The sequence below is a fragment of the Microcystis aeruginosa FD4 genome, from assembly GCF_009792235.1.
GTDB lineage: Bacteria > Cyanobacteriota > Cyanobacteriia > Cyanobacteriales > Microcystaceae > Microcystis > Microcystis viridis.
In genome coordinates this window covers 2,283,420-2,308,296 of sequence record NZ_CP046973.1, presented here as the reverse complement: position 1 = coordinate 2,308,296, position 24,877 = coordinate 2,283,420, and the positions used below count along the sequence as shown (strand labels likewise).

Annotated in this window: 30 protein-coding genes and 3 pseudogenes; 14 read left to right on the top strand and 19 right to left on the bottom strand. The window is 43.7% G+C overall.

What is annotated here, in order from left to right; all coding sequences use genetic code 11:
• Positions 1-138: 138 nt before the first annotated feature.
• From GQR42_RS27730 to GQR42_RS28680, 3 genes are all read left to right on the top strand, one after another.
• A complete protein-coding gene (locus tag GQR42_RS27730) occupies positions 139-315 on the top strand; it encodes a hypothetical protein (RefSeq protein WP_199273310.1) in 177 nt (58 codons plus the stop codon).
• Positions 316-370: 55 nt separating this feature from the next.
• Positions 371-694, top strand: a complete 324-nt coding sequence (locus GQR42_RS11715) for a hypothetical protein (RefSeq protein WP_158200123.1) — start codon at positions 371-373, stop codon at positions 692-694.
• Between the two features lie 194 nt (positions 695-888).
• A complete protein-coding gene (locus GQR42_RS28680; RefSeq protein WP_233271361.1) occupies positions 889-1,173 on the top strand; it encodes a hypothetical protein in 285 nt (94 codons plus the stop codon).
• A 227-nt stretch (positions 1,174-1,400) separates the two neighbouring features.
• Here the strand turns inward: GQR42_RS28680 and GQR42_RS11705 are convergent, their stop codons facing one another.
• The gene (locus tag GQR42_RS11705; RefSeq protein WP_158200122.1) at positions 1,401-2,405 is read right to left on the bottom strand and encodes a sulfate/molybdate ABC transporter ATP-binding protein; all 1,005 of its coding nucleotides are present in this window, start codon (positions 2,403-2,405) and stop codon (positions 1,401-1,403) included.
• Between the two features lie 256 nt (positions 2,406-2,661).
• Here GQR42_RS11705 and GQR42_RS11700 point away from each other — a divergent pair, with 256 nt between their 5' ends.
• Positions 2,662-3,459 carry a sulfite exporter TauE/SafE family protein gene (locus GQR42_RS11700; protein WP_158200121.1) on the top strand — a complete coding sequence of 266 codons (798 nt, stop codon included), beginning with the start codon at positions 2,662-2,664 and terminating at the stop codon, positions 3,457-3,459.
• Here GQR42_RS11700 and GQR42_RS11695 read toward each other — a convergent pair.
• Positions 3,431-3,904 (bottom strand): YidH family protein, encoded by a 474-nt coding sequence (locus tag GQR42_RS11695; protein ID WP_158202451.1) that lies wholly within the window; start codon positions 3,902-3,904, stop codon positions 3,431-3,433. The two genes, GQR42_RS11700 and GQR42_RS11695, sit on opposite strands and share 29 nt — an antisense overlap.
• 112 nt (positions 3,905-4,016) lie before the next feature.
• Positions 4,017-4,109, bottom strand: a pseudogene (locus GQR42_RS29960) (cadmium resistance transporter); the annotation flags it as partial.
• Here GQR42_RS29960 and GQR42_RS11690 point away from each other — a divergent pair.
• The 3 genes and pseudogenes from GQR42_RS11690 to rsmI all read left to right on the top strand — a co-directional run.
• Positions 4,103-4,228: pseudogene (locus GQR42_RS11690) on the top strand (LysR family transcriptional regulator); the annotation flags it as partial. The pseudogenes GQR42_RS29960 and GQR42_RS11690 sit on opposite strands and share 7 nt — an antisense overlap.
• Positions 4,229-4,553: 325 nt before the next feature.
• Positions 4,554-6,884, top strand: coding sequence for a heavy metal translocating P-type ATPase (locus tag GQR42_RS11685; RefSeq protein ID WP_158200120.1), 2,331 nt, complete (start codon positions 4,554-4,556; stop codon positions 6,882-6,884).
• 386 nt (positions 6,885-7,270) lie between these two features.
• Complete coding sequence (rsmI, locus tag GQR42_RS11680) at positions 7,271-8,110, top strand: 16S rRNA (cytidine(1402)-2'-O)-methyltransferase (protein ID WP_158200119.1); 840 nt, start codon at positions 7,271-7,273, stop codon at positions 8,108-8,110.
• Between the two features lie 36 nt (positions 8,111-8,146).
• Here rsmI and GQR42_RS11675 read toward each other — a convergent pair whose 3' ends face one another.
• On the bottom strand, positions 8,147-9,316 hold the full coding sequence (locus GQR42_RS11675) for an LptF/LptG family permease (protein ID WP_158200118.1): 1,170 nt from the start codon (positions 9,314-9,316) through the stop codon (positions 8,147-8,149).
• Positions 9,317-9,347: 31 nt separating this feature from the next.
• Positions 9,348-10,076, bottom strand: a complete 729-nt coding sequence (lptB, locus tag GQR42_RS11670; protein WP_158200117.1) for an LPS export ABC transporter ATP-binding protein — start codon at positions 10,074-10,076, stop codon at positions 9,348-9,350.
• Between the two features lie 101 nt (positions 10,077-10,177).
• Between lptB and GQR42_RS27725 the strand changes: the two genes are divergently transcribed.
• Positions 10,178-10,345, top strand: a complete 168-nt coding sequence (locus tag GQR42_RS27725) for a hypothetical protein (protein ID WP_199273309.1) — start codon at positions 10,178-10,180, stop codon at positions 10,343-10,345.
• Positions 10,346-10,359: 14 nt separating this feature from the next.
• Here the strand turns inward: GQR42_RS27725 and GQR42_RS11665 are convergent, their stop codons facing one another.
• From GQR42_RS11665 to GQR42_RS11655, 3 genes are all read right to left on the bottom strand, one after another.
• Positions 10,360-10,860, bottom strand: a complete 501-nt coding sequence (locus GQR42_RS11665; protein ID WP_158200116.1) for an LptA/OstA family protein — start codon at positions 10,858-10,860, stop codon at positions 10,360-10,362.
• 153 nt (positions 10,861-11,013) lie between these two features.
• Positions 11,014-11,439, bottom strand: coding sequence for a DUF309 domain-containing protein (locus GQR42_RS11660; RefSeq protein ID WP_158200115.1), 426 nt, complete (start codon positions 11,437-11,439; stop codon positions 11,014-11,016).
• Between the two features lie 8 nt (positions 11,440-11,447).
• Entirely contained in the window at positions 11,448-11,807 is a 360-nt protein-coding gene (locus GQR42_RS11655) for a ferredoxin-thioredoxin reductase catalytic domain-containing protein (protein ID WP_158200114.1), read from the bottom strand.
• 254 nt (positions 11,808-12,061) lie between these two features.
• Between GQR42_RS11655 and GQR42_RS11650 the strand changes: the two genes are divergently transcribed.
• Together GQR42_RS11650 and GQR42_RS11645 are read left to right on the top strand one after the other, a co-directional pair.
• Positions 12,062-12,361: a DUF1816 domain-containing protein gene (locus GQR42_RS11650; RefSeq protein ID WP_158200113.1), complete on the top strand. Its 300-nt coding sequence runs from the start codon at positions 12,062-12,064 to the stop codon at positions 12,359-12,361.
• On the top strand, positions 12,330-12,977 hold the full coding sequence (locus tag GQR42_RS11645) for a ComF family protein (protein WP_158200112.1): 648 nt from the start codon (positions 12,330-12,332) through the stop codon (positions 12,975-12,977). The genes GQR42_RS11650 and GQR42_RS11645 overlap by 32 nt, the downstream gene beginning before the upstream one ends.
• Positions 12,978-13,020: 43 nt before the next feature.
• Here the strand turns inward: GQR42_RS11645 and psbX are convergent, their stop codons facing one another.
• Positions 13,021-13,140: a photosystem II reaction center X protein gene (gene psbX / locus GQR42_RS11640; protein WP_002733679.1), complete on the bottom strand. Its 120-nt coding sequence runs from the start codon at positions 13,138-13,140 to the stop codon at positions 13,021-13,023.
• Between the two features lie 219 nt (positions 13,141-13,359).
• Here psbX and GQR42_RS11635 point away from each other — a divergent pair, with 219 nt between their 5' ends.
• Positions 13,360-13,659 carry a hypothetical protein gene (locus GQR42_RS11635; RefSeq protein ID WP_158200111.1) on the top strand — a complete coding sequence of 100 codons (300 nt, stop codon included), beginning with the start codon at positions 13,360-13,362 and terminating at the stop codon, positions 13,657-13,659.
• A gap of 35 nt (positions 13,660-13,694) precedes the next feature.
• Here GQR42_RS11635 and GQR42_RS11630 read toward each other — a convergent pair whose 3' ends face one another.
• On the bottom strand, positions 13,695-14,627 hold the full coding sequence (locus tag GQR42_RS11630) for a DNA adenine methylase (protein ID WP_158200110.1): 933 nt from the start codon (positions 14,625-14,627) through the stop codon (positions 13,695-13,697).
• Between the two features lie 15 nt (positions 14,628-14,642).
• Positions 14,643-14,807 carry an EcoRV family type II restriction endonuclease gene (locus tag GQR42_RS11625; RefSeq protein WP_257792643.1) on the bottom strand — a complete coding sequence of 55 codons (165 nt, stop codon included), beginning with the start codon at positions 14,805-14,807 and terminating at the stop codon, positions 14,643-14,645.
• A 704-nt stretch (positions 14,808-15,511) separates the two neighbouring features.
• Here GQR42_RS11625 and ftsH2 point away from each other — a divergent pair.
• On the top strand, positions 15,512-17,398 hold the full coding sequence (gene ftsH2 / locus GQR42_RS11620) for an ATP-dependent zinc metalloprotease FtsH2 (RefSeq protein ID WP_103113280.1): 1,887 nt from the start codon (positions 15,512-15,514) through the stop codon (positions 17,396-17,398).
• A 64-nt stretch (positions 17,399-17,462) separates the two neighbouring features.
• Here the strand turns inward: ftsH2 and GQR42_RS11615 are convergent, their stop codons facing one another.
• Both GQR42_RS11615 and holB read right to left on the bottom strand, forming a co-directional pair.
• Positions 17,463-17,681, bottom strand: coding sequence for a neurohypophysial hormones like protein (locus tag GQR42_RS11615; RefSeq protein ID WP_158200109.1), 219 nt, complete (start codon positions 17,679-17,681; stop codon positions 17,463-17,465).
• 37 nt (positions 17,682-17,718) lie between these two features.
• Positions 17,719-18,684 (bottom strand): DNA polymerase III subunit delta', encoded by a 966-nt coding sequence (holB, locus tag GQR42_RS11610; protein WP_158200108.1) that lies wholly within the window; start codon positions 18,682-18,684, stop codon positions 17,719-17,721.
• Positions 18,685-18,696: 12 nt separating this feature from the next.
• Between holB and GQR42_RS11605 the strand changes: the two genes are divergently transcribed.
• The gene (locus tag GQR42_RS11605; RefSeq protein ID WP_158200107.1) at positions 18,697-19,038 is read left to right on the top strand and encodes a hypothetical protein; all 342 of its coding nucleotides are present in this window, start codon (positions 18,697-18,699) and stop codon (positions 19,036-19,038) included.
• Between the two features lie 52 nt (positions 19,039-19,090).
• On the opposite strand, the gene GQR42_RS11600 is transcribed toward GQR42_RS11605, so the two are convergent.
• From GQR42_RS11600 to GQR42_RS29955, 4 genes and pseudogenes are all read right to left on the bottom strand, one after another.
• Positions 19,091-19,933: an IS5 family transposase gene (locus GQR42_RS11600; RefSeq protein WP_158200106.1), complete on the bottom strand. Its 843-nt coding sequence runs from the start codon at positions 19,931-19,933 to the stop codon at positions 19,091-19,093.
• A gap of 196 nt (positions 19,934-20,129) precedes the next feature.
• A complete protein-coding gene (locus GQR42_RS11595) occupies positions 20,130-20,684 on the bottom strand; it encodes a hypothetical protein (protein ID WP_158200105.1) in 555 nt (184 codons plus the stop codon).
• Between the two features lie 442 nt (positions 20,685-21,126).
• A complete protein-coding gene (locus GQR42_RS11590) occupies positions 21,127-21,597 on the bottom strand; it encodes a DUF4079 domain-containing protein (protein ID WP_158200104.1) in 471 nt (156 codons plus the stop codon).
• 370 nt (positions 21,598-21,967) lie between these two features.
• A pseudogene (locus GQR42_RS29955) lies at positions 21,968-23,010 on the bottom strand (RNA-guided endonuclease InsQ/TnpB family protein); the annotation flags it as partial.
• Between the two features lie 90 nt (positions 23,011-23,100).
• Between GQR42_RS29955 and GQR42_RS11575 the strand changes: the two are divergent.
• Complete coding sequence (locus GQR42_RS11575) at positions 23,101-23,865, top strand: ABC transporter ATP-binding protein (RefSeq protein ID WP_158200103.1); 765 nt, start codon at positions 23,101-23,103, stop codon at positions 23,863-23,865.
• A 59-nt stretch (positions 23,866-23,924) separates the two neighbouring features.
• Here GQR42_RS11575 and GQR42_RS11570 read toward each other — a convergent pair whose 3' ends face one another.
• Positions 23,925-24,236, bottom strand: coding sequence for a DUF4164 family protein (locus GQR42_RS11570; protein ID WP_158200102.1), 312 nt, complete (start codon positions 24,234-24,236; stop codon positions 23,925-23,927).
• 41 nt (positions 24,237-24,277) lie between these two features.
• Positions 24,278-24,607, bottom strand: coding sequence for a hypothetical protein (locus tag GQR42_RS11565; protein WP_158200101.1), 330 nt, complete (start codon positions 24,605-24,607; stop codon positions 24,278-24,280).
• Positions 24,608-24,877: the final 270 nt, after the last annotated feature.

The following is a 24,877-nucleotide window of genomic DNA, read 5'->3' as shown; positions in this document are numbered from 1 at the left end:
TGGAACGGCGAGGGGGTTTCCCAGCTTTGCATAAAGGGAATTTATCGATTTGAAAACAAAGAATATTTGTTTTTATTAAAGCCATTGCCTAGAGTGAAAACAGAGACTCAAAAAGATCACTCAAGGAGATCAAAAACGATGAAACCGACGCTACTGACAGCCTTCTGTCTATTGCTAATCACAGTTTTTTCTTGCTTCCATGCTGCCATCGCTAAGGCCGTTACCACCACTCTCACTAATACTCGTTTAGACGGTGCTAACCTGCAAGATGCGGACGGTGAAGGGGCGATCGGTGTCGATCCCAATCTATTCTAAAAAAAGTTTTTATGGCAGAATCAAGTTTTAGCGGTTTTCAAGGAGAGCGATATCTATGGAAATTACCCCTTTTTCTCAGCGATCGCTAGATGGAGAGGGATCGGAAATGCTGCTAGACTTCAAAAAAGCCCATCAGCAAGATTTAAAGGCAATTGCCGAGATTTTGGCAAGAATTAGCCACCAATCACCAGAAAAGGTAGAAATTCTCTTGGAGACAATGCTAAAACAACTGATAGAGCCAAAAACACCTTTTTACGAGACGGCAACACCGACGGAACGAGCGCAAGCTTTTCGGGATTGGGCAAGTAGTCACGATCGAGGCAGCGCACTTTTATCCGACTATGCCGTAAGTCGCGATAGTATCTATGACGATGAGTGACTGTGACTTTTTTAGTTGATACTAATGTCTTATTGCGAAGTGCGGAACCCGATCACATCATGTATGGCGATGCTGTGGGTGCGACAAGTCTATGATTGGGACAAGGAGAAAAACTCTATATCGCACTACAGAATTAAATCGAGTTTTGGAACGTTTACACCCGTCCAATTAATAGAAATGGTTTAGGACGCACAGTGGCCGCAGCCAAGGCGGAAATCGATCGCCTAAAGTCACTTTTTCCCATTATTGACGATCTGCCCGCTATTTATCCCGAATGGGAACGCTTGGTCTTCACCTATTCAGTCAAGGGTGTGCAGGTACATGATGCGAAGCTAGTAGCAGCCATGTGCGTTCATGACCTTATACCATTTTTCAAAAGTAATGACAGAGATGGTTATGCCTGGTACATCTCAATTTTGTCGAAATATCTAGATGACATTTTGGGCGCACGCGGTGCGCCCCTACCATTGGCGCAATGATATGATTGTAGGGGCGAATTGCATTCGCCCTCTTTGAACAACTTCTGCTGCTCACCTATAGGTGAGAGAAAATCACCAGCAGGAGATGCACCCGGTTATGCCTGCTACGAATAAAGAAAAATGGTATTACACATATTCTGACCTTTAATGTTGACGATTTTAGCCGTTACCCGGAAATAATCGCTGTTCATCCTGCGACCGTCAGGTGCTAACAATAAGGGTGACTTTTAACTAAAAACGCGAGCATCCCGAGGACGAACATAAACTTGCTCCCCGACTTGGAGATGGAGTTGAGCCAGTTGTTCTCGATTCAGATGGGCAATCAGGAGAGAGCGATCCGGTAGAATTAATTCCACATCGATGGCCCAACCCAGATGGATAATGCGCTCGACTTTTGCCTCAATGCTAGACCCATTGGGAAAATAGAGAATTTCTAGGTCGTGGGGACGAATAAAAATCTTAACTCCGTTAGTACCCCCTCCCAGCTGCTCGAACAGTGCAGCCGAGGTCGGTGGCAAAACATTCACCCGGCCAATAAAACTCATCACAAAAGCAGAGGCAGGATGATCGTACACTTGATCGGGAGTCCCCACCTGTTCGATTTTACCCTCATTGAAAATTACGATCTCGTCGGCCACTTCCATGGCTTCCTCCTGGTCGTGGGTGACAAAAACACTGGTGACATGAACTTCCTCGTGTAACTGCCGCAACCAAACCCTTAGCTCTTTTCTAACTTTGGCATCCAAGGCCCCAAAAGGCTCATCTAATAATAATACTTCCGGTTCCACCGCTAAAGCCCGGGCCAGGGCAACCCGTTGACGTTGACCCCCGGATAGTTGGGCTGGATAGCGATCGCCTAATCCCTGCAATTGAATTAAACTTAAGAGATTATCCACTCGTTCTTGAATATAGTTCGGGGCAGCTTTGCGAATCTTTAAACCGAAAGCGATATTCTGACGCACTGTCAGGTGTTTAAAAAGCGCATAATGCTGAAAAACAAAGCCAATATTCCTTTTTCTGACATTTAAATTGGTTGTGTCTTTGCCGTTGATGATAATTTTGCCTGTGTCGGGGGGTTCTAATCCTGCGATCGCTCTCAGGAGGGTGGTTTTTCCTGAACCGGACGGCCCCAGCAGTGCCACCAGACGATTCGATTTGATCTCTAGGTTGATGTTGTCTAAAGCGGTAAAGGTGCCGAATTTCTTCGATACTCGCTCGATGATGATGCTCACGGTAGCTAATCCTCTGGCAAAAAAATGTATAGGGTTTGACAGTATTTTAACTATGATTCAATCGCAATCGTATTAAAATACACTCATATTTTACAAGATAGCAAGAAAATTAAGTTTCGATTCGGAGATTCCCTAAAGATTAAACAGCGATAAAAGCTTACTATTACTGTTTTTTGCTCTTTTAAAGGCTTAATTAACTAATTTTGTCCCTTAACGACCAGAAACGCACCGGAGAAAAGAGACAACTGAGGCAAAAATGGACTATTCTTTATTGACAATATTTAGCTTTTTTATCGGAATTGTCGTGGGATTAACGGGAATTGGCGGTTCATCCTTGATTACACCCCTATTGATCTTTGTATTTCAGGTTCCCGCTACCACCGCAGTGGGTTCCGATGTGGTAGCGGCCGGGTTGATGAAAGTGGTCGGCACCGTTCGTCACTGGCAACAGCAAACGATCGAGTTAGAGGTGGTAAAATGGCTAGTAATTGGCAGTGTACCCGGTTCTCTGTTAGGATTAGTCGGTTTTCGCTATTTTCAGCAGAATAGCTCCCTCAATCTCGATCAATGGTTGCCTCATATCATCGGTCTTGTCTTGATGATCGTGACCGTCCTAGCGGCCCTAGAACTACTAATCTCCTTATTTTTTCCCGATTTGTCCCCTTGGTCCTGGCCAAAATTAGATTTAACCACTCGATCGGGTCAGATAAAAACAACGGTATTAGGGGCAATTTTAGGCTATCTAGTCGGTTTAACCAGTATTTCCAGTGGTTCCTTGTTTGCATTGGTCTTGATGACCTTTTTTCACCTTGATTCTCGCAAATTAGTCGGTACAGATCTATCGCAAGCGTCCATCCTCTTAACCTGTACTTCCATCGGTCATCTGGGATTAGGAACGGTAGATTGGAATCTGGTACTTCCCATCTGGTTAGGTGCGATACCGGGGGTGGTAGTGGGAGCAAGATTATCGGAATATTTGCCCAAAAATGCCCTAAAAATACTGCTTTATACGGTTCTAGTCACGGTCAGTTGGCGCCTACTCCAACCCACCTAACCCCCACAGTTGACTCGAAAGTCATCATACTACCGATCAACAGATCGGGACTGGTGGCGACAAAATAGATAATTCCCGCACCGAGAATAACGATCGCTAAACTAAATAGTACCACCCATCGAGCGGCTGGTTCGTAGGTATCTTCATCTATATCTCGTCTGACTGTAAAATAATGGGCTGTGGTCAAAAATACGGTCAATAAACCCACTAAAGCAAACATTAAGCCTAATTTCCAACCATAACCGGGCCGGGGAACCAGGGGAGGATGAAAGGCCCGTAAGCGCAGAATAACCATACCAAAACCCATTAATGCGATCGCTGTTCGCATCCAAGACAGATAGGTGCGTTCATTGGCCAGATGATCGCGGACTCGATTGGGATTGACTTTTTTCGGTGTAATGCTGGTCTTGCTTTCCGTCACTGGTGATTTGAGAAAAAATAACATGATCGAGATGGCTACGGTCAAGAAGATGATGTTATTGTATGGCACTTGAGTTATAGATGGTATGGAAAAAATCTAAAATTTCTTTTTAGATGTATTTGTATTAAATCAAAACTCAAATAGATTTGGGTTGCTGCTGGAAAAGCGTCCATCCATAGCTTAAGGACAAGGCCAAGAAAGCGAGGGGAAGACTTTCCTTGATTATATATCACCCAACCGGCCGTGAGTGCCGCCATTGCCTCCCTAGAAAGTGAATACGGGGTGAAATTATTCCATCGCGTCGGTCGTCACATCGAGATCACGGAAACAGGACGTTTATTGCAATTAGGGCGTTGCTGAATCAAGGTATGAATGACAACCTTGCACCCATCCAAAAGTTAGTTTGGGTCTAGGTTTTAAAAATCCCACAAAAGAAGATTCATATCTCAAATCAGCAACGCCTGGTGTGTTAGCGTCAGCGTAACGCACGAATTTTGAACATTAGATAAGGTGCGTTACATTTCATTAACCCACCCTACAAGATCGGCTACCTGAAATTTCAGCTATCTCTAATGAAATTTCATCTATCTGTAACCCTACACGCCAAAATAGTTTAAAAATCGGCCGAGAATTTCTAGGATAGAAGTAAAGACCATCCTTGCCTACTTTTTCCATGATCCTAGCCGCCGAAACTGGACTAAAAACCGCTACTCTAGACGTAAAAGGCATGAAATGCGCCGGCTGTGTGAGTGCCGTAGAAAGACAACTCAGCCAAAATCAAGGGGTAAAATCGGCCCGGGTTAACCTAATCACGGAAATTGCCGTGATTGAATACCAACCAGATGCGATCGCACCAGAGCAATTAGCCGCAAAATTAACCGCAATCGGATTCCCCACCCAACCGCGCACCGCATCGACTCCCCTTGGCCAACAAAATCAACGTCGGCAAAACCAACAAAAAGAACGGCAACAACAATTATACCGATTAGCGATCGCTTGCTGTTTACTGGTTTTTTCCCTGATTGGTCACTTACACCACATCGGGGGACCGGAAATCCCCATCTTTCAAAGTATTGCTTTTCACTGGACTTTAGCCACCCTAGCCATTTTATTCCCCGGTCGCGATATTTTCATCGATGGTTGGCGCGGATTACGGCACGGGATGCCAAATATGAACACTCTCGTTAGTTTAGGCACAGGTAGCGCCTATATAGCCAGTTGTTTGGCTCTTATCTTGCCTAATCTCGGTCTAGAGTGCTTTTTTGATGAACCAGTCATGCTGTTAGGGTTTATTCTCCTCGGACGGACTCTAGAAGCGCATTCCCGTCATCGCGCTGCCGCAGACCTAGAAGCGCTTACCTCCCTACAACCGGCAGTGGCTCACCTGATTGGTAGTACAGATGACCGTGTGGGCGTGGCGATTCCGGTGGAACAGTTGCGCGTCGGGGAATGGGTGCGCGTCTTACCCGGGGAAAAAATTCCCGTGGATGGGGAGATTATTCAGGGAAGAACCACAGTAGATGAAGCTTTGTTAACGGGGGAATCGCTGCCGGTGGTTAAGGAAATGGGAGAGCTAGTCATTGCTGGCAGTTTCAATCTCTCTGGAGCGATCGCCGTGCAAACTCGTCAGGTGGGAACCGATACCACCCTAGCTAAGATTATCGCAGCCGTGGAATCAGCGCAAACTCGCAAGGCCCCGGTGCAGAAGATAGCGGACCGGGTAGCGGGTTATTTTGCCTACGGAGTCATGATAATTGCCCTAATTGTGCTGCTCTTTTGGTATTTTTGGGGAACTAGGCTCTTTCCAGAGGTGTTAGGGTCAACCACAGGACACCACGAGATGATTCAACCCACTTCTCCCCTACTTTTGTCCCTAAAATTAGCGATTTCTGTGCTTGTGGTCGCTTGTCCCTGCGCTCTTGGTTTAGCCACACCAACGGCCCTACTGGTGGGAACCAGTTTAGCAGCTGAACGGGGCATTTTAATTAAAGGGGGCGATGTTTTGGAAACCGTCTCGCGACTGCAAACGGTGGTTTTTGACAAAACGGGAACCCTCAGCCAAGGTCATCCGGAAATTACCGATTGTTTGAGTTTTTCTGCGCTTAATCCCCTGGAAATTCAACAATTAGCGGCAGTAGTGGAGAGTGGTACTAATCATCCTCTCGCTCGGGCGATTTTAGACGCAGTTACTCCCCCTATTAACCTGACGGGGGAAGATTTTCAAACTGTGGCCGGATTGGGAGTTTCGGCAAGGGTGCAGGGGTCGAAAATTGTTCTAGGAAATCGGCAATGGTTAGCCCAGAACGGGATTAAAATTGATGAAACCATCCCTTCCATTCAAGAGCTTTTACAAGCGGGTAAAACGGTGATTTATCTGGGTAGGGAAGAACAATTACTCGGCGCGATCGCTTTTCAGGATCGATTGCGTCCCGATGCTCAAACAACCGTTAATCAGTTGCAAAAACTCGGTTTAGAGGTGATTTTACTCAGTGGCGATCGCCAAGAAGTGGTGACAGCGATCGCTAATAGTTTGGGTATTAGTCAATTTTATGCCCAAGTTGCTCCCGCCGAAAAATCCGCCTTAATTGCCGACCTACAGACAAAAGAAGGCAAAATCGTCGCTATGGTCGGGGATGGTATCAATGACACTCCCGCACTAGGACAGGCTAACATCGGTATTGCTCTGGCCGGTGGCACGGAAGTGGCCATGGAAACGGCCGGGATCGTTTTAATTAGCGATCGCCTAGAGGATGTGGTGCAATCTCTGCATTTAAGTCTGGCCACATGGCAAAAAATCCGACAAAATCTTTTTTGGGCTTTGGGTTATAATACCTTTGCTATTCCCATTGCCGGTGGCTTATTACTACCCCATTGGGGTCTAGCTTTCAGTCCGGCCCTAGCAGCAGCTTTGATGGCTTTTAGTTCGGTTATGGTAGTGAGTAATTCCTTGCTTTTACGTCGTCAATTTCCCCCGCTCAAATCGACGCAGGAAGGCAAAAATTAAAGCAATTACCGATTTTTTCTCAATAACTTGTGCAGTTTATTTAGGGTTGGCTGAATAAATCTAAAAACCCTGTTGGATAAGACTTTTAGACTTTTTCGAAATCAAAAAGTGCCGGCTATTGGAGTGGTCGGGGGGAAAATTCCGGGACTTTTTCCCTGAAAATTGGGTAATTGACCACCTGAAAATCGGTAAGCTGCCCGCGCATTTAAATTGCTTGTTGAGATCAGGCACTCTGGTAACAGTAAAGGGATTGGGGGAGATAGGGAGATAGGGATTTAGGGAAATTTCAGCTAAATTCCCCACTACCCCAACACCCCACACCCAACACGCTACCCCTAGGAAAAACTTGTTCAGCAAACCCTACTTAGCCTATTTTTAGCCAATTTATGAATAATCTCGGTAAATTGTATGTGGTGGGAACGCCGATCGGCAATTTAGACGATCTGACTTTGCGGGCCCTGGCAACTCTCAAAAAAGTCGCTCTAATTGCTGCCGAAGATACCAGACACACAGGCAAATTATTACAGCATTTTGATATTCCGACCCCTCAAATTAGTTATCACGAACACAATCGCCTTTCCCGTCTCGATCAGTTATTAAATAATCTCAGCCAAGGTGAGGATATCGCCTTGGTTACTGATGCAGGAATGCCGGGGATTTCTGACCCGGGTTATGAGTTAATTAAAGCTTGTATAGAAGCTAATATCGAAGTGGTTCCCATCCCCGGAGTAACGGCGGTAATTACTGCTTTAGCGGTGTCGGGATTACCCACGGAAAGATTCTGTTTTGAAGGATTTCTTCCAGGTAAGGAAAAGCTGAGACAAGAGCGCTTAGAGAGTTTAAAAACCGAAACGAGAACGATGGTTTTTTATGAAGCACCTCACAAACTTATTAAGACTTTGGAGGATTTACGGGAAACTTTTGGCCAAACGAGAAAGATAGTTTTAGGTCGGGAATTAACCAAGCTTTACGAGGAAATTTGGCGAGGAACTATCGCCGAGGCCATTAATTTATATCTGGAGAATAAAACTCCTAAAGGAGAATTTACGATCGTAGTTATGGGCAATAATCAGGCCGATACTATCCAATTATCCGAGGAGGAATTGAAACGGGAATTAAAACAAATTATAGAACGGGGAGTTAGTCGATCGCAAGCCAGCAAACAATTAGCACAAGTTACTAATTTGTCCCGCAGTCGTTTGTATAAATTAGCTTTAGAAATTTGATGATTATCAATTTTTATTCCTGCGGCTAACCATCGATTACTTAGCTGATTGAACCAACAAAATTCCCCCGGCAGTTAATCCCAAAATATTGGGCAACCAAGCAGACATCAAGGGGGTTAAAATTCCGCCAATTCCTAAAGAACTGGTGACAAAAGATAGGAGATAATAGGAGAAAATTAGGACAATACAAATACCGAAACTGGTGGCTTTATTAGAATTTTGCGGACGTAATCCCAAGGCTGCCCCAATCATCCCAAAAACCAAACAAACAAAGGGTAAAGATATTTTCTGCTCGATTTGAACCTGTAATTTTCTAATTTTGGTGGGATTGCCACTTAATTCCAGTATTTTTAGGTATTCCCGCGCTTGTCTCAGGGTCATTTCTGAACCATCTCGGCCTCGAAAAGCTAAATCTAAAGGGGTACGCGGTAGGGCTAATTGTTGATGTTGAAAGCGGACAATATTACGATAGGAACCATTAGGATCAATTAGATAAATTGTGCCGTTATAAAAATCCCAGATATTTTTTTCAATATTCCAAGCAGCTGATTCTGAGGTAATAATTTGATTAACTTCCGGTTGGGTGCGATCGAGAATAGTTAAACCTAACATTTCTTGACCGTTAAATCTTTCGGCATAAAATAACCTTCTTAATACCGTTTGCGCTTCCCCTCCATCCGCTGGCCGCACTTTGCCGTATTCAGGATAAATAATATTATCTTCAATAAAAGATTTGCGATTTGGTCGCAGAGCTTTCGTCATGGTAGCATTAGCTTCATAACTGGCAGCTGGAGCCACATAATCGTTAAAAACGTAGGTTAATCCCGTCACTATTAAACTTAGCACAATGGCGGGAATTATTAGGCGATAAACACTAATTCCAATACTTTTAAAAGCAATTAATTCGCTATCACTGGCTAAACGACTGTAGGCCATTAAAGCCGCTAAAAGTATCGACATGGGAAAGGCTAAAACGATAAACTCTGGCATTTTTAATAAGAGAATTTTTAGGGCCAAAGTCAAGGGTAAACCCGATTCAGTAATCCGTCGCACTAAATCAAATAAAGTGCCGATCGCCACTCCCAGGGAAGTGAATAAACCCATACCAAATAGAAAGGGCAATAATAACTCGACAAAAATATAGCGGTCTAAGATGCTAAATCCGGGTATTCTACTTAAATTTCCTTGCCAATTGCCAACTTTCATGATATAATATAGCGTTTTTTATTAATAACAATTATCTGAAAAAATTATCACCCAAATAATACTGACGCACCAGAGGATTATTATAAAGTTCTTCGCCACTTCCTGACGCTAAAATCTGCCCTTCGCGCATAATATAAGCCCGATTAGTGATAGCCAAAGTTTCTCGCACATTGTGATCGGTAATTAAAATTCCCATCTGACGATCCCTTAAACCAGCAATCATCGCTTGAATTTCAGACACAGCGATCGGATCCACCCCAGCGAAAGGTTCATCTAATAACAAAAATCTTGGCCCGTTGACTCCCACCGCTAAAGCGCGGGCTAATTCTGTCCTTCTTCTTTCTCCTCCGGAAACGTAAGCTCCTTTTGTGCGAACAATCTTATCGAGGCGAAATTCTTTTAATAAATCATAGAGACGATTTGCCCGTTGGGAAAAGGGAACCCCCGACTGTTCTAGGGCTAACTGAATATTTTCTGATACAGTTAAATAACGAAAAATACTGGCCTGCTGCGTCAGATAGCCAATACCCAGACGCGCCCTCTGATTAAGGGGTAATTTGGTAATTTCTTTTTGATCGAGCCAAACGCGCCCTTGATTCGGTTTAATTAATCCCGTGGCGATATAAAAAGTTGTAGTTTTCCCCGCACCATTTGGTCCTAATAACCCGACAATTTCCCCCGGGGCAACAGTAATACTCACTCGGTTAACCACGAGCCTTTTACCGTAGGATTTATGGATATTTTCTAATACTAAAGTCATCTTTATCCGGTGTTGGGGGTTGGGGGTTGGGGAAGTGGGGACGTGGGGTGTAGGATGTGGGGTGTAGGATGTGGGGTGTGGGGTGATGGGGAAGTGGGGTGATGGGGAAGTGGGAAATGGGGAAGTGGGGAAGTGGGGACGTGGGGAAGTGGGGTGATGGGGAAGTGGGAAATGGGGAAGTGGGAAATGGGGAAGTGGGGACGTGGGGAAGCTGTCTCATCACCCTATCACCCCAAAACCCTATCACCCTATCTCCTTCTGAATTCTGATTCCTGACTCCCCATCACTGCGGGTTAATAATTGGGGCAGCGGGGAGGGAAGGGGAAGGTAGGGGTGCGGGTGTCGGGGAAGCAGCCGGTTGGGGAGAGGTTTCGTTATCTTGGACTAAATAAATTGACTCCACCTGCTGACTGGTTTGGGGAGTAGCGATAAATCTACCCTCATCGACTAGATAAGTCATCGTTTCGGCGCGGATACTGTTGCCTTCCTGCAAAACGTAAACATTACCCGTCATCACTAAACGACGTTCGCGGCTAAAATACTGAGCTTGAGCAGAAGTGGCCTGCATTTTGCGGGCGGGATAGAACACTTGTACGTTACCCCGAGCAGTAATTACCCCCGTTTTTGAGTTCGCCTCTTGAATATCCGATCGCACTGTCATGGCATTACCGGGTACAATGTTCTGCTGTGCTTTAACTAGGGAAGAATTGCCCAATCCTACCATTAAGCCAGCAGAAACGAGGGCAACTAGCCATCCGCTGATTTTTGTGTATCTTGCTCTCATAGAAATGTCACCTATAAGTAAATGGTTTCAATTAAATTGAAGATAGATTTTGTCTTTGATCCCCCCCTAATCCCCCCTTGATAAGGGGGGTGCTGACAATTTTTAACACCCACCTACTTAGAGGTAATTGTATTGACTAACTAATCTAGCTGTTTAGAGAACGGGATGACTTTTGAGGATTTTCGGCAGAGAACAGATAGATCGATCGAGGTGGGGATGAGGATGTTCCTGATTGCTTTTCATCCCTTCTAGCACTGCCGGTAAAGCTTGGGGATCGAGATTCTGTAAAAAGTTTAATAGATCCAAACTCTCCCCAACCAAGTGCGTCACGTTGATCCCCTCGTAATCGGGTTGATAGTGTTGTAAACGTCTAACTCCTTCTCCCAAAAGAATTACCGCCCCGCGCCAGTTATTATTTTCTAGATGGTAACAAGCGACAGCAATCTGCAAAATGCCTTGATAAAAGGTTTTTTCAGGCTCTGCGGACTCCATCCACAAAGCCTCTAGGGTATCATGACAAGCATAGAATTGCTGGCGATTAAATTCGTCGATTCCTTGCCCAAAAGCGCTGGCTGTCATTACCCTAACTAATGCCCCTTCATCGATTCGCGGACTTCTTGGATATAGTCGAGGGAAATTACCTGTTCTTCCCCGGCAAACTCGTTATCGGGGGTAATAAATAGCATACAGTGGCATTCTTTCCGTTCCCGCATCGGTACACAGGGACAATTCCAGAAAGTATTTTTTACCTCCGCTTCTTTGTCTTCGTAGTGACGACAGGGACATAAAGGAGCGCCTAATTCGTCCTTATGACGCGCTAATCCCTCAATTACTACCGCTGTCACCGAGAGATCGCTACAGAAGTAAGTATTTGTACGTCTAGCGTACTGTTCGGCAAAATTCTTCATCGCCTCAAGACTCTTATCCGTGTTTGTGATCTGGCTCATAGTTATCTGATCCCCTTAGCTTTCTACAAAAAAACTTTTTACTATCCTATCTCGATCCGCTTCCCCTTGGCTGAGGGGAATTTTTAGAATCTCTTTCGATTTTGCGAGCGATCCCCTTGTTACTCTAATACGATAAAAAGACTCTCTTTGGCCAAAAGCTCGATTTTTTGGCCAGCAAATCGGAATTATGGGGGCAAAGTTCCTCAAACCTATCCTTGATTCCTGCAATCCCTGTACCCTATCAATACCAGAACATGATTTTATCTTTCTTGCAGACAAATAAAATTTCTGACGATAATACACCTTGGTGGCTGAAAATTACCTCGCTCTCCCCCCACTGTATCTACTATTTTGGTCCCTTTGCTTCTTTTGAGGAAGCAGAACAGCATCAGGGGGGTTATCTCCAAGATCTAGAGTCCGAAGGAGCGCAAGGAATCAGTCTTTCGATCGAGCGGAGTAATCCCCATTATTTGACCGTTTTTGACGATGGAAATCAGCATCTAGCTAAAACTTTTGCTTCCCATGCTCGAACCTTTTCTCGCTTTATTTCTTAAGTCTCCCTGTCCTCTTTGTCAACGGCAGAGCGAGCGAGAGCTTTGCCGTGATTGTGGGCGACAATTACAGTCCTATCGTCAGAATAACCCTCTTTTTCTCTGGCGTGGTTCTATTCCCCTGTTTATCTGGGGACGCTATGAAGGTAAATTAAAACAGGCGATCGCTAAAATGAAATACGATCGCCATCCCGCTCTCGGCTCTTTGCTGGGCAGTTGCATGGGGGAAACTTGGCTGCTTCGTCCTCCCCTCACCGATAAACGTTTGACGGTGATTCCTATCCCTCTCCACCCAGAAAGGTTAAAGGAAAGGGGTTTTAATCAAGCAGAAGCTATTGGCGAGGGTTTTTGTCGTTTAACCGGTTATCCTCTGGCTAGTCGCGGATTAATTCGGATTAAGAACACGGCAGCTTTATTTAGTCTGGCAGCCGAGGAAAGAAAAAAGACGATGCAAGCGGCTTTTCAACTGGGGAAAAATTTACCGAAATCAGTGCCGATTCTCTTAATTGATGATATTTATACCACGGGAACCACGATCGAGGAAGCTGTGCAGGTTTTACGCACAGAGGGATATCGGGTAGTCGGTGCGATCGCTCTTGCCAGTTCCAAAATTAGCTAAAATGCCCAGACGGATCGGTCTGGGCATTTAGAGTTAGATTAAATTAAGTCCGTTTGATCTTGTCGTATTGACTGATAAAAATCAAACCGATAGTGGCGGGGATCAGGACGATAACCGCACCTAAAACAAGGCTCCAGAGAAAGTTAGCTAAAGAGGGTGTCATGATAGATAAATCCTTTGTCATATTTTCAAAGACTTAGTTTTTTATCTTATCACCTTGGGCGGGAAGACCTCCAGTTCCACGGCCAGATAAATGCGATCGCAGGTTATTATATGTCTTCAATCCCTCAAAATAAAATCTCCCTTGACTTCTCAAGGAGATAGGGATGTTTGACAATAGGTGATAGTTACAAAAGTTCACACTAGACTGGCAAAGATTGTTATGGCTACTGACGATCGCAAACGGCGCATTCTCGATCATCTCTCCAGAAGTACCACTGGTGCTGACTATATTCCCAAAAAACCGCTGCCAATTGTGGAAACTCCTCCGGTGGCAGCGGACCCCGTGGCAGCGCCGCCTCCAGTAACTCCTTCACCGGAATTAACTGCTAAAGAGCGCAAAAGAAAGATAATGTCCCATCTTTCCATGAGTAGCGAAGATTTTGGCGAAATTACTAGCACTACCCCCCAAGAAAAGCGCAAACGCCAAATTAACGAACATCTGCGCCAAAGCCAAGGATAAATAGTAAGGAGTGAGAATTAGCAACTAGGCATCTTCTAGACTGTTCTCACTCCCTCATTTTCTGCTGTCGATGGGAATAATGACAGTTGTTGCAAATCAGTTCCTCGCTCTGGCAACAAGGAAATGTTAAAGTTAGTAATGAGAGCTTCGGTGATCGGATGACGTAATTTTTCTGTGGAACCCACATGATAAAAATGCTGTTTAGTATAGATATAAAACTGATCAGCACTCCAATTTTTTTTAATTAAAGGATTGCTTCTAAACTGATTACTGTGCCAAGTGGACAAAATAAACCGACAAGAAATATCCTTTAAAATAGTCACCAAACAATCTTCATCCTCTTCAGACCAAGAGTTAAAATAATCGACGTGTCTCCCCAAATAAGGAGGATCGAGATAGATCAAGTCTGTTTTTTGCCAATCAGATAAAGTCTCTCGAAAGTCAGCAACTTGAAAAGTATAATCATTTTTAATCAGAATATTTTCTATGGCAATAACTTGATTGACTATTTTGGTAATATATGCTTGAGAAAATCGTTCTGATTTATGACAGTAAGGTACGTTAAACTGTCCCTTCCGATTGAATCTCATCACCCCATTAAAACAGGAGCGATTGAGAAATAAAAAATCTAGAGAATTAGGAGCTTGATTAAATCTTTCTCGTACTTGATAATAATAACTTTCTCCTTGCTCCTTAAGACTTTGACCATTTTCTTGCAAAAAAAGCTTGACAGTGTTACTGGTAATAACTTGATTTTTTAGATTATTATAAAACTGGATAATATGAGTATTTGTGTCCGCAAGTAAAGCCTTTTTGGGATTAATATTAAAAGCCACCACTCCCGATCCATAAAAGGGTTCTATCCAACGCCCAAAGCTCAGATCAGACACAATATTTTTAACATCTTTTACCAATTTAGTTTTAATTCCTTGACACTTAATCGGTGGCACCAGTGGCGTTAACTTCACTAAACACTCTCCTCATTAACAGTAATTTCTATCCACAGCAAACTTAGCTCCTGTTGGCTCGTGAATAAAGGTCAAATCAGGGTAAAAATTTTGTTGAGATACTAACTCTATCTTTAATTGGTTACATCTAGCAAAATTATCAAATATGGGAAAAAGAAGCAATTCTAGGATTTTGGAGATGATTTTCGGGCTCCTCTGGTTTTTGTGTGGAAGGAAGAAGAATAGGGATAATTTGGGTGCATCTCAATTTTGTCGAAATATCTATATTACATTTGGGCGCACGCGGTGCGCCCCTACCATTGGCGCAATAATATGATTGTAGGGGCGAATTGCCTTCGCCCTCTTTGAATAACTGCTGCTGCTCACCTATAGGTGAGGGAAAGTCACATATAGGAGATGCAGCCGATAATTTTCGGGAAATATAGTCTTTAAAGCCTTGTCTGGCAAGACTCCTACGAATGATAAGCGCTGATTATCACACAAAGTCGAGGAGAGCCATTTTAGTATTAATAGATATAGTACTTAAGTGGGTGGGTGGAATTAAATATAAGATGAACGTAGGTTGGGTTGAAGCATGAAACCCAACGCCCGCATGGGTTACGAAGTGCGCTAACCCATCCTACAAATAATTGTGCCTCCCTACTTAACTTTTAGGCAGTTTAAATTCAGTACAGCTGCTCGCAGAAACCATGAGACCTTGTTAGAACAAATGAACTAAAAAAATCTCTCGTCATCATTGTTGTCAGAATTATGAGAATTACGTTACATTTAGTTAAGATTTAATTGGCTGCGGGGATTAATCTCGAAAAAATAACGTAAAATCCTTGACAAAAACAGCTAAATGAGTTAAGCAAAAATCTTTATCCTAGAACCACTAAACAAACATGAAACTATCCTGGAAAACGATTTTACTGTGGACATTGCCCGCCCTTGTGGTCGGTTTTTTCCTCTGGCAAGGCACTTTTGCCACGGCCACCGGTAATATCGGCAATAACACCGCCACTACCCGCATGACCTACGGACGCTTTCTAGAATACCTAGACAGTGGTAGGGTTGTTAGCGTCGATCTCTACGAAGGTGGCAGAACGGCGATCGTACAGGCCCTAGATCCAGAACTAGAAAACCGAGTACAACGCCTACGGGTCGATTTACCGGCCAATTCCCCCGATTTAATCGCCCGTTTACGCGATTCTAAAATTAGTTTCGATGCACACCCGATGCGGAATGATGGCGCTTGGTGGGGATTCCTCGGTAATCTACTTTTCCCCTTTTTGCTGATTGCGGCTCTCTTTTTCCTGTTCCGTCGTTCTAATAATATGCCAGGCGGCCCCGGTCAAGCGATGAGTTTTGGCAAATCAAAAGCTCGTTTCCAGATGGAAGCGAAAACCGGCATCACCTTTGATGATGTGGCAGGAATTGACGAAGCGAAGGAAGAATTACAGGAAGTCGTCACTTTCCTCAAACAACCGGAGAAATTTACCGCCGTCGGTGCCAAAATCCCCAAAGGAGTCCTCTTAGTTGGTCCTCCGGGTACAGGTAAAACCCTGTTAGCTAAAGCGATCGCCGGTGAAGCGGGTGTACCTTTCTTCAGCATTTCCGGTTCGGAATTTGTGGAAATGTTCGTCGGTGTCGGAGCTTCTCGCGTGCGCGATTTGTTCAAAAAAGCCAAAGAAAATGCTCCCTGTTTGATCTTTATCGATGAAATTGACGCAGTAGGTCGTCAACGGGGTGCCGGTATCGGTGGTGGTAACGATGAACGGGAACAAACCCTAAACCAATTATTGACAGAAATGGACGGTTTCGAGGGGAATACGGGAATTATTATCATTGCCGCCACTAACCGCCCCGATGTTCTCGATTCCGCTCTCATGCGTCCGGGCCGTTTTGATCGCCAAGTAACCGTCGATGCACCCGATTTTAAAGGTCGTTTAGAGATTTTAGACGTTCATGCCCGCAATAAAAAGCTGGCCAACGACGTTTCCATCGAAGCGATCGCCCGTCGCACTCCGGGGTTCAGTGGGGCAGATTTAGCCAATTTACTGAACGAAGCGGCAATTTTAACCGCCCGTCGTCGTAAAGAAGCCATTACCCTGTTAGAGATAGATGATGCGGTAGATCGCGTGATCGCTGGTATGGAAGGCACTCCTTTAGTGGATAGCAAGAGCAAGCGCTTAATCGCTTATCATGAAGTGGGTCATGCGATCGTGGGTACGCTCTTAAAAGATCACGATCCCGTCCAGAAAGTGACTCTGATTCCCCGGGGACAGGCCCAGGGTTTAACTTGGTTCACTCCCAACGAAGAACAGGGTTTAACCACGAAAGCGCAGTTAATGGCCCGGATTTCCGGTGCTTTAGGTGGTCGCGCGGCCGAGGAAGAAATCTTCGGCTATGATGAGGTGACTACCGGTGCCGGTGGCGATTTACAGCAAGTCTCTGATATGGCGCGTCAGATGGTGACTCGTTTCGGGATGAGCGATTTGGGTCCTTTGTCCCTAGAAAGTCAAGGGGGTGAGGTGTTCCTCGGTGGCGGTTTGATGACTCGTTCCGAGTATTCTGAGAAGGTCGCTACTCGCATCGATGATCAGGTGCGCTCAATCGTGGAACACTGCCATGAAATTTCTCGGCAAATTGTCCGCGATCATCGCGAAGTGATCGATCGAGTGGTGGACCTGCTGATCGAAAAAGAAACGATCAATGGGGAAGAATTCCGGCAAATTGTGGCTGAATACGCCTACGTTCCCGAAAAAGAACAGTTTGTACCACAGTTATAGGTTGATTTCAATCCATAGGCGATCGGGTGGGTTAAGACTCACCCGATTTTTTTATGCTAGGGATTTAGTTATCATCATCGTCATCATCATCGTCTTTATTCTGGTCATTATCATCGTCTTTTTGCCGATTTTCCCCGTCTTCATCGTCATCTGCGTCTGTTTGCGGTGATTGCACCGTGGTAGGGACGTTTTTCGGTTCTTCGGCTTGTTTTCCTCCCTGACAAGCACCTAAAACCGTAGTCAAGGTTAACAGAATCAGCAAAACTAAGGATTTGATTTTCATGGTCTTTCTCCCCACTCGATCGATAAATATAACAATTTTAAGACTTTTGGGCGGTGGATAGCTTGGCCAATGCCAAGAAAGTGCATTCCCAGACCAAACGGGGTTGAACGTAGGCTAACAGCTGCCGGCGGGTTTTTTCCAAGATTTCTAAAATCGATCGCTCTCGTCGTCGTTGCCAATCCTCATACTGAAGATAACTCACATACCATAATTGGGTTTCCGTGTCAAGAGTTTGAGCGATAATTTTGGCTAATTCCAGTGCTTGGGAGAGTCTTAGGGGAAATTTGCTGAAAGATCGCGGTAAATCTTGGGGGAGACTGTCGAGAAACTCTAAAGCAGCGATCGCTTCTCCCGGGCTACCTTGAGCTAAACCGAGAATTGCCGGATAATTGAGAACGCGAGCGTGTCCGTTAGAGCGCAGGACTTGAGCGAGATTTTCTTCCGAAAGACGCTGAAAAGGGATCTGTTGACAGCGAGAAACGAGAGTGGGTAGTAAAGAGGAGGGACTAGGAGCAATTAGGATTAAAGTGGCTTTTCCTGGTTCCTCAAGCGTTTTTAAGAGCGCATTTGCCGCCGCTTCCGTCATGGTGTCTGCTTCCTCGATCACCACCACAGAGCAGGCCGATTCGAGGGGAGGACGACTTAAAAAGTTAGTAATCTCGCGAATTTGTTCGATGCGGATTTGCGGGGGAGCTTTGCGCTTGAGATTGCTTTCCTGTGCTTCTTTTGCGGTGAGCAGTTTGCCTTGGTGTTGATAAGTGGGTTCAATCCAGAGTAAATCGGGATGATTGCCCCCGAGAAAGCGTTTCAGGATTAATTCCCTTGTTTCCGGAGATCGATCTCTAGTTAACAAGTCTTGACAGAAACATTTTGCTGCTAGATTGCGTCCAATCCCCTTAGCGCCGGCGAATAAGTAAGCGGGAGCGATCGAATTGACTTCAAGCGCTCTTTGTAGTAGTTCAATGGCCTGATTTTGACCGATTAACCTTGACCAATTTATCATCTTTTCCCTGCCATGGCTCGCTATTGCTGTTCCTATTTTGTCGGGATTTCTCCTCATCAGACCGGGTTTTTATACGATGATATATTAAGTTTGGGTGAATTTGAAATCATCAAGCGCCGGCCCGATGTCTTGCTTTTATCGGAGGTTCCTAACGATGCTCTCTTTCCCCAGTTAGTGAAAGTGGAATTATTTATTCATCCTCCCACTAGCTCGGAACTTCAGATTGATTTATTGGTAAAAAATCATGAATTGCCCCTGAGAACTAATAATCGTTGTCGGCAATTTTTCCAATCTATTCACCAGATTATTACCAAAAATTATCAAGGGCAATCCCTGACCAGAATTACCGCTTAACCCGATCCGTTGCTGTCTTCGTCAGTGATCATTAGAGCTCTTGCAAAAGTAATCAAGATATATCCTTTTGTCGGTAACGAAGTTCGTAATTGTAGATACCAGCAATCAAATTCAATCTCAGACCAAATCGCCGTCTGCGATTTCTGTATCTTGATGAAAGTATCCGAAATATTTTGAGACGACGATGAATATGTTCTATAACTATGCGCCGTTGTGATAACTGACGATTGGCTTTTTTTTGCTCTTTACTTAGTTTTTCTTTTTTCTTTTTTTTATGAGGAATTTGACTGTTTTGATGGATTTTCTGAATTCCTTGATAGCCTTTATCCCCTAATATTTCTATTTCCTTATTTAACCTTATTTTGCTCTCTTTCCACAGTCGAAAATCATGGACTCTTCCTTTCTCACAACGGACACAGATTACCTGCTCGCTTTTTTGATCGGCAACGACTTGCGACTTTAATGTGTGGTATCCCTGCTTGCCACTATAGTATGATTTCTGTTTTTTTTTGGGTCTTTCTATCTCCTGTTCTGACACATCCACCACTATTATTTCTATTTCACTATTACTTTCTAATAGGGCTTTTTTCCCTGGTAGATTAAACAGACCTGATTTGATGAGAATATTCTCTACTTTCCTAACAATTCTATACGCCGTTGATTCGTTAACACCCCAACTATTTCCCCGATGAAAATAGGTGCGATATTCTCGCCAATATTCTATTGTTATTAGTAGTTGGTCTTCCGTACTCAATTTGCTAGGTCTACCTGTCTTTTTTTGCCAAACTTTTTCTGCCTTTAGGACTGTTACCATATCCTTAAATGTATCTGGATACACGCCACACAAGTGTTTGAACTCTGTTGGCTTTAAAGTTTTTACTTGTTCGTAAGTCATCTTTCAATCTTAACTCTTGGACTATTTTATCCTATTTTGTCTAGACTTATGCAAGAGATCTACTGTTTACTGAGCACAGCAGAAAGCTGACGGAGTAGCGGCTTAGATGTGTAATTAATTTTGCTTAGGTACTTATAGGGTTTCTCCTAGAGATGAAGTGTAACCTAATGTAGTCGTGCAAAATAAAATGAGATGACTATTCAGGAGAAGACAAGTCGCGGAAAATCTGGCTGGCGATGGCTGCACTCCGTCGAATTTGTTCAATTTCGGAAAGATTTTGCCAATTTTCGGTTTCGATAGTGGTTTCGCTCTGGGCATTACGCATAGTATAGGCGTAGGGACGCGCAAAAACCTGTAAATCTTCTGGAGACCATTGGGGAAAGAGATCGCTAAGACAAACAACAAGGCGATCAAAGTTATCTAATTGACTATTAACTAGATTTTCAGCACTTTCTACTAGACGATTTAAATGTTCGGCCGGCAGTAAAGAGGCAAATTTATCAAAGATATTAGACCGGGGTGAAACGGAAACTGTCGGGAATTTTTGGTGTAAATTGCGAAAGAATCTATCAGCTTGTACCTCTATCGCCGTCACATCTAAGCCTTCAAACAGAGAAAAAGGCGTTTCTGTCACGTCTAAGGGATCATTACTATCAACAGCGGTTACATCCCAGGGATAGGTGTCTTCTTCTTCGATCAGGATTGCCAGAAGTTCCTCGGTAATCTGTTCGGATAGGGATAAATGACTCATAAATAACACTCCATATTTTAGCCTTTGTGGCCTTCAACGAGTAACTACATCTCGGTTTTGACAATTCCCGAACCTAAAAACAGACTTTTGGTGGAAGTCAGGCCAGAGGCACTCTTGCCGTGGGGGCAATAATTAACCCTTGCATATCATTATTGATTACTTTTTGACTTTTGCAAGGGGTTGAGTGAACTGAAAACTCAAATCCGATCCCTGATAGCTGTATCCTGTCTCGGAGTCTCCCGTCTCCCGTCTCCCCTCTCCCGTCTCGGAGTCTCGGAGTCTCGACTAGGAAATTAATTTTGCACGACTTACTTATCTCTTTATTTGATTTTTTGCTTTTTGTTTCTACCCGTCAGAAAGATTCTATAACTTGTGATTAATTTTGAAAGCACTTTTTAGGGTTGGATGCGTCTGATGACGCATCCTATCTTTTCAGATTTTCTTACATTTTGCTGAGAATACGCTGGACTATATCCATTCCTGTGAAGGCTTGCCAGCCAAAAAGACCTAAAATGACGGCATTAAGGGTAATATGGGTGATTCTAGCCAATTCATTGCCTTTTTGCATTAAAGGTACTAAAGCGGCACTGATCGAGATTAAACCCACCATCCCTAAACCCGCCAGCAGATGGGGACCGACAAATAATTTACCGTTATTAATATAAGTTACCGCCATACCCCCGATCGTCCCCAAGACCATTAAAGCGAGGATTAGGGAGCCAATTTGATAGTGTTTAGTGCGAAAATCCTGGGGCAATAATTCTTTTTTTAGGTCTTTATCTGCTGTACGCGTCCGTCGCCATTGTAGCCCCGAATAGAGCGCATAGATAGTTAATCCTAATAAAACCCACATTAGAATGGGATGACCAAATTGTGACCAAGTTTTTACGGCACTGGGAATCTCGAAGTTCATAGTTGTCTGTTCTCATCAAAGATCGCTTCTTAATAAAAATTAACATGAATCGCTCACGCTTCCTTGTTTTCTGGGTCATTAGACTTGTCAGGCTAGATAGGGCTTGCGGCAAAAAGTTTTTCGTGGGGGCAGGGTGTGGGGTGCGGGGTGCTAGGTGTAGGGTTTTACCCATTTTCAGGTGGTCAATTACCTAATTTTCAGGGAAAAAGTAGACCTCTTGTAAAAATCAAAAATTGTTGTTAGGTTTAGGAGTCAGTAGCCGGTCGTCAGTAGTCAGTAGTCAGCTTTTATTTATTCTCCCAACTCCGGCGCTCCCAACTCCGGCACTCCGGTGCAGTCTTAACGAGTAATTTAGATAGTCAACAGCTTACCAACGGCATTTATAGGCTAATTGTCGGGTAATTTCTACCCAACTTACATCAGATATTGCCTGAGATAATTTCGGGTTTTTGACCATATTATTGACGGCTAAATCCTCAACCACAATCGTTTGGTTTTCACAAACTAATTGAGTGGTTAGCCTGTGTAAATGGTCTTTTCTACTCTCGGTAATTTGAGCGTTAATTTTGGCTACTTTTATTCTCACTTTTTTCGTTTTTTTGATTATTTTTGTTTTCTAGAAAGGCTTTTCCGATGCTCTTTGCAGTCTCCGATAATGGTTTTTAAAATGCTTAGGATTAGATACTTTATCGCCGTTGCTGGTAATCATAAGGCTACTAATTACTAGGTCAATCCCAATGGCTTTATCTGTTACTGGTAATGGCTTAATTGTTGGATCATCAAATCTTATTGAGATATGCCAACGTCCAGAAATAAGGATGTAATATGACTGTTACTGTGCTTGGTTCACATCCTTCTGGTATTTGTCTTGAACATCGAATAGGTAAAGGTTCCGTGCATTTAGCTAAATAGATTTGTCTGTCTTTGAAGTTAAAAGCAGACTTAGTAAATTCGGCACTTCCTCCTTGATGTTTTGGGAGCATCTCATTTATGCAAGTGAGTAATTATACTTATCCATAAAACTGGTTTCTAGCAAGGCTTTCAAAATAGCTTGACATAAAAACCTGATTTAGGGGTTACAAAGGTGAGATGCTCCCGATGTTTTTTCTTAAGGTTAGTATACTTAGTACGACCAGTAAAGAAATTAGTCAAAGCTGTTTGTAGGTATCTTAAACCTTGTGGCAAAGGGACACAGCTAACCTCGTTTAAAAAGTCTAATTCTTCTTGTTTTTTCCCCTCGGTTAACATTGAAGATGTTTGACTGTATCTTACTCTTTCTTGTCTTTCGTACCAAGCTTGTGTTCTGACATGGAGAGCTTTATTGTCAACTAATCTTACACAGCCCAAGGTGCGCCGCAATAGCGACTCTTGTTCTGCTGTGGGGTAAAATCGAAACGAATAGGCTTTCTCCATACCTCACGTTCTAGCATATATGGTGTAAATGCGCTAGTATTTAACAGTAAAGCCAACCTAAAAGGAGGGGGTTTCAGACCCAATTTTTCGATGAGTTTTGATACTTCCTCTCTCAGCGAACGCAACGATCAAGCCGAAGTCTATCAGCCGGTAATTATTCGCCTCGAAAATGTGTCTAAAATCTACGGCAGTGGCGAAACCATGGTTAAAGCCCTCAATAACGTCAATTTAAGCCTGAAAAAAGGGGAATATTGCGCTATTATGGGCGCTTCGGGTTCGGGAAAATCCACAGCCATGAATATTATCGGCTGTCTTGATCGTCCCACCTCGGGGTCTTATTATCTAGAAAATCTCGACGTTTCCACGCTGCCGGATGGGGATTTAGCTCAGATTCGCAATCGCAAAATTGGCTTTGTTTTCCAGCAATTCCATCTTTTACCCCAGATGAGTGCGCTGGAAAATGTCATGTTACCGATGATTTATGGTGGGGTTCCTCCCCAAGAAAGAAAGGAAAGAGCGATCGCTGCTTTAACGAAGGTAAAATTAGATCATCGACTGCACAATAAACCCAATCAATTATCGGGGGGACAACAGCAGCGCGTCGCTATTGCTAGGGCAATTGTCAATCAACCGATATTATTACTTGCCGATGAACCGACGGGCGCGCTGGACTCGAAAACTACCCAAGAGGTGATGGCCATTTTCTCGGAATTGAATAACAGTGGCATTACTATCGTCATGGTAACTCACGAGGCTGATGTGGCGCGTAATTCCGGGCGCATTATTTGGTTTAAAGATGGTGAAGTGGTTTATCCTCATCTCGCACCGACGGATTTACATGAGGTGATTGGGTAGGGTGGGGATTTTTCAGTTATCAGTGAAAAGAAAACGGCAACTTCCTAATTAGATCTCTGTTAGGGATTGGGAAGAAAACCAAAAAGTTTAGCTGCCCCTCCTAAAATAGCAACAACCAAAGCGATTAGAATCCCTCGATTGGTAAATTCCTGATTAGCGACTCTTGCAGTTAATCCTTTAATTTCTGTGGTTAGTCGCTCATCCAGGGTTTTAATCTCCCCTTTTAACTCCGATTGTCCTATTTCTACTTTGGTTAATCGTTCATCGATTTTGTCGAATTTTTGATTGACATCCCTTTGTAGAGAGTCTATTTTCCCCTCAATCCTTGTTAGAACAGCTTCTAGGGAATAAGTCACGGTTTCGTTAGACATGGGCTAAACTCCTATATTTTGCTATGTTACAATCGCCTTATTTAGGGGTTGCCACCGAGTAGAGAAAATCTGATACTAACGGTGATTATTGCTCCGATACCGGCACTAATTCCCCCAACAATCAGAGGTAAAATTAACCCCCGAAATCCCTGTAAGTCAGAAACAGACTTAACTAAAACAGATTGTTCGTTTTCTACTTTCTCTAATCTTTTATCGATGCCCTCAACCTTAAACCCTAAGGCTTTAATCTCCCCTTTTAACTCCGATTGTCCTATTTCTACTTTGGTTAATCGTTCATCGATTTTGTCTATTTTCCCCTCAATCCTTGTCAGAACAGCTTCTAGGAAATAAGTCACGGTTTCGTTAGACATGAGCTAAACTCCTATATTTTGCTATGTTGCGGTCTCGCGTAGCGAGCGCGTTGCGACCGCCTAATCTTCTGTGGGTGCGATTGCTCCAGTGGGGACCAATTCTCATAATTCTCCAGGCTGTACTCGGTAGTGATCGCATTAAAATAATGACACAATCAATTAAAAGTATAATAATCCTAAATCCGTTGAGTACAGGCTAGTTATGAGGAGAGGCACTCATGCAAAAGGCAATAGGCAAAAGGGAGAATAAATAATCATTCTTTAATAACC

What these genes read in the sequence shown, in the direction of transcription:
- GQR42_RS11695 (WP_158202451.1), bottom strand. Translation starts at nt 3,904, where the DNA reads ATGTTATTTTTTCTCAAATCACCAGTGACGGAAAGCAAGACCAGCATT.
- ftsH2 (WP_103113280.1), top strand. Translation starts at nt 15,512, where the DNA reads ATGAAACTATCCTGGAAAACGATTTTACTGTGGACATTGCCCGCCCTT.
- GQR42_RS11650 (WP_158200113.1), top strand. Translation starts at nt 12,062, where the DNA reads ATGATTTTATCTTTCTTGCAGACAAATAAAATTTCTGACGATAATACA.
- holB (WP_158200108.1), bottom strand. Translation starts at nt 18,684, where the DNA reads ATGATAAATTGGTCAAGGTTAATCGGTCAAAATCAGGCCATTGAACTA.
- GQR42_RS11565 (WP_158200101.1), bottom strand. Translation starts at nt 24,607, where the DNA reads ATGTCTAACGAAACCGTGACTTATTTCCTAGAAGCTGTTCTGACAAGG.
- GQR42_RS11595 (WP_158200105.1), bottom strand. Translation starts at nt 20,684, where the DNA reads ATGAGTCATTTATCCCTATCCGAACAGATTACCGAGGAACTTCTGGCA.
- GQR42_RS11570 (WP_158200102.1), bottom strand. Translation starts at nt 24,236, where the DNA reads ATGTCTAACGAAACCGTGACTTATTCCCTAGAAGCTGTTCTAACAAGG.
- GQR42_RS11590 (WP_158200104.1), bottom strand. Translation starts at nt 21,597, where the DNA reads ATGAACTTCGAGATTCCCAGTGCCGTAAAAACTTGGTCACAATTTGGT.
- GQR42_RS11685 (WP_158200120.1), top strand. Translation starts at nt 4,554, where the DNA reads ATGATCCTAGCCGCCGAAACTGGACTAAAAACCGCTACTCTAGACGTA.
- GQR42_RS11600 (WP_158200106.1), bottom strand. Translation starts at nt 19,933, where the DNA reads ATGACTTACGAACAAGTAAAAACTTTAAAGCCAACAGAGTTCAAACAC.
- GQR42_RS11675 (WP_158200118.1), bottom strand. Translation starts at nt 9,316, where the DNA reads ATGAAAGTTGGCAATTGGCAAGGAAATTTAAGTAGAATACCCGGATTT.
- GQR42_RS11635 (WP_158200111.1), top strand. Translation starts at nt 13,360, where the DNA reads ATGGCTACTGACGATCGCAAACGGCGCATTCTCGATCATCTCTCCAGA.
- GQR42_RS11645 (WP_158200112.1), top strand. Translation starts at nt 12,330, where the DNA reads ATGCTCGAACCTTTTCTCGCTTTATTTCTTAAGTCTCCCTGTCCTCTT.
- GQR42_RS11700 (WP_158200121.1), top strand. Translation starts at nt 2,662, where the DNA reads ATGGACTATTCTTTATTGACAATATTTAGCTTTTTTATCGGAATTGTC.
- GQR42_RS11575 (WP_158200103.1), top strand. Translation starts at nt 23,101, where the DNA reads ATGAGTTTTGATACTTCCTCTCTCAGCGAACGCAACGATCAAGCCGAA.
- GQR42_RS11665 (WP_158200116.1), bottom strand. Translation starts at nt 10,860, where the DNA reads ATGAGAGCAAGATACACAAAAATCAGCGGATGGCTAGTTGCCCTCGTT.
- psbX (WP_002733679.1), bottom strand. Translation starts at nt 13,140, where the DNA reads ATGACACCCTCTTTAGCTAACTTTCTCTGGAGCCTTGTTTTAGGTGCG.
- GQR42_RS11615 (WP_158200109.1), bottom strand. Translation starts at nt 17,681, where the DNA reads ATGAAAATCAAATCCTTAGTTTTGCTGATTCTGTTAACCTTGACTACG.
- GQR42_RS11655 (WP_158200114.1), bottom strand. Translation starts at nt 11,807, where the DNA reads ATGAGCCAGATCACAAACACGGATAAGAGTCTTGAGGCGATGAAGAAT.
- rsmI (WP_158200119.1), top strand. Translation starts at nt 7,271, where the DNA reads ATGAATAATCTCGGTAAATTGTATGTGGTGGGAACGCCGATCGGCAAT.
- GQR42_RS27725 (WP_199273309.1), top strand. Translation starts at nt 10,178, where the DNA reads ATGGGGAAGTGGGAAATGGGGAAGTGGGGAAGTGGGGACGTGGGGAAG.
- GQR42_RS11715 (WP_158200123.1), top strand. Translation starts at nt 371, where the DNA reads ATGGAAATTACCCCTTTTTCTCAGCGATCGCTAGATGGAGAGGGATCG.
- GQR42_RS11605 (WP_158200107.1), top strand. Translation starts at nt 18,697, where the DNA reads ATGGCTCGCTATTGCTGTTCCTATTTTGTCGGGATTTCTCCTCATCAG.
- GQR42_RS11660 (WP_158200115.1), bottom strand. Translation starts at nt 11,439, where the DNA reads ATGACAGCCAGCGCTTTTGGGCAAGGAATCGACGAATTTAATCGCCAG.
- GQR42_RS27730 (WP_199273310.1), top strand. Translation starts at nt 139, where the DNA reads ATGAAACCGACGCTACTGACAGCCTTCTGTCTATTGCTAATCACAGTT.
- lptB (WP_158200117.1), bottom strand. Translation starts at nt 10,076, where the DNA reads ATGACTTTAGTATTAGAAAATATCCATAAATCCTACGGTAAAAGGCTC.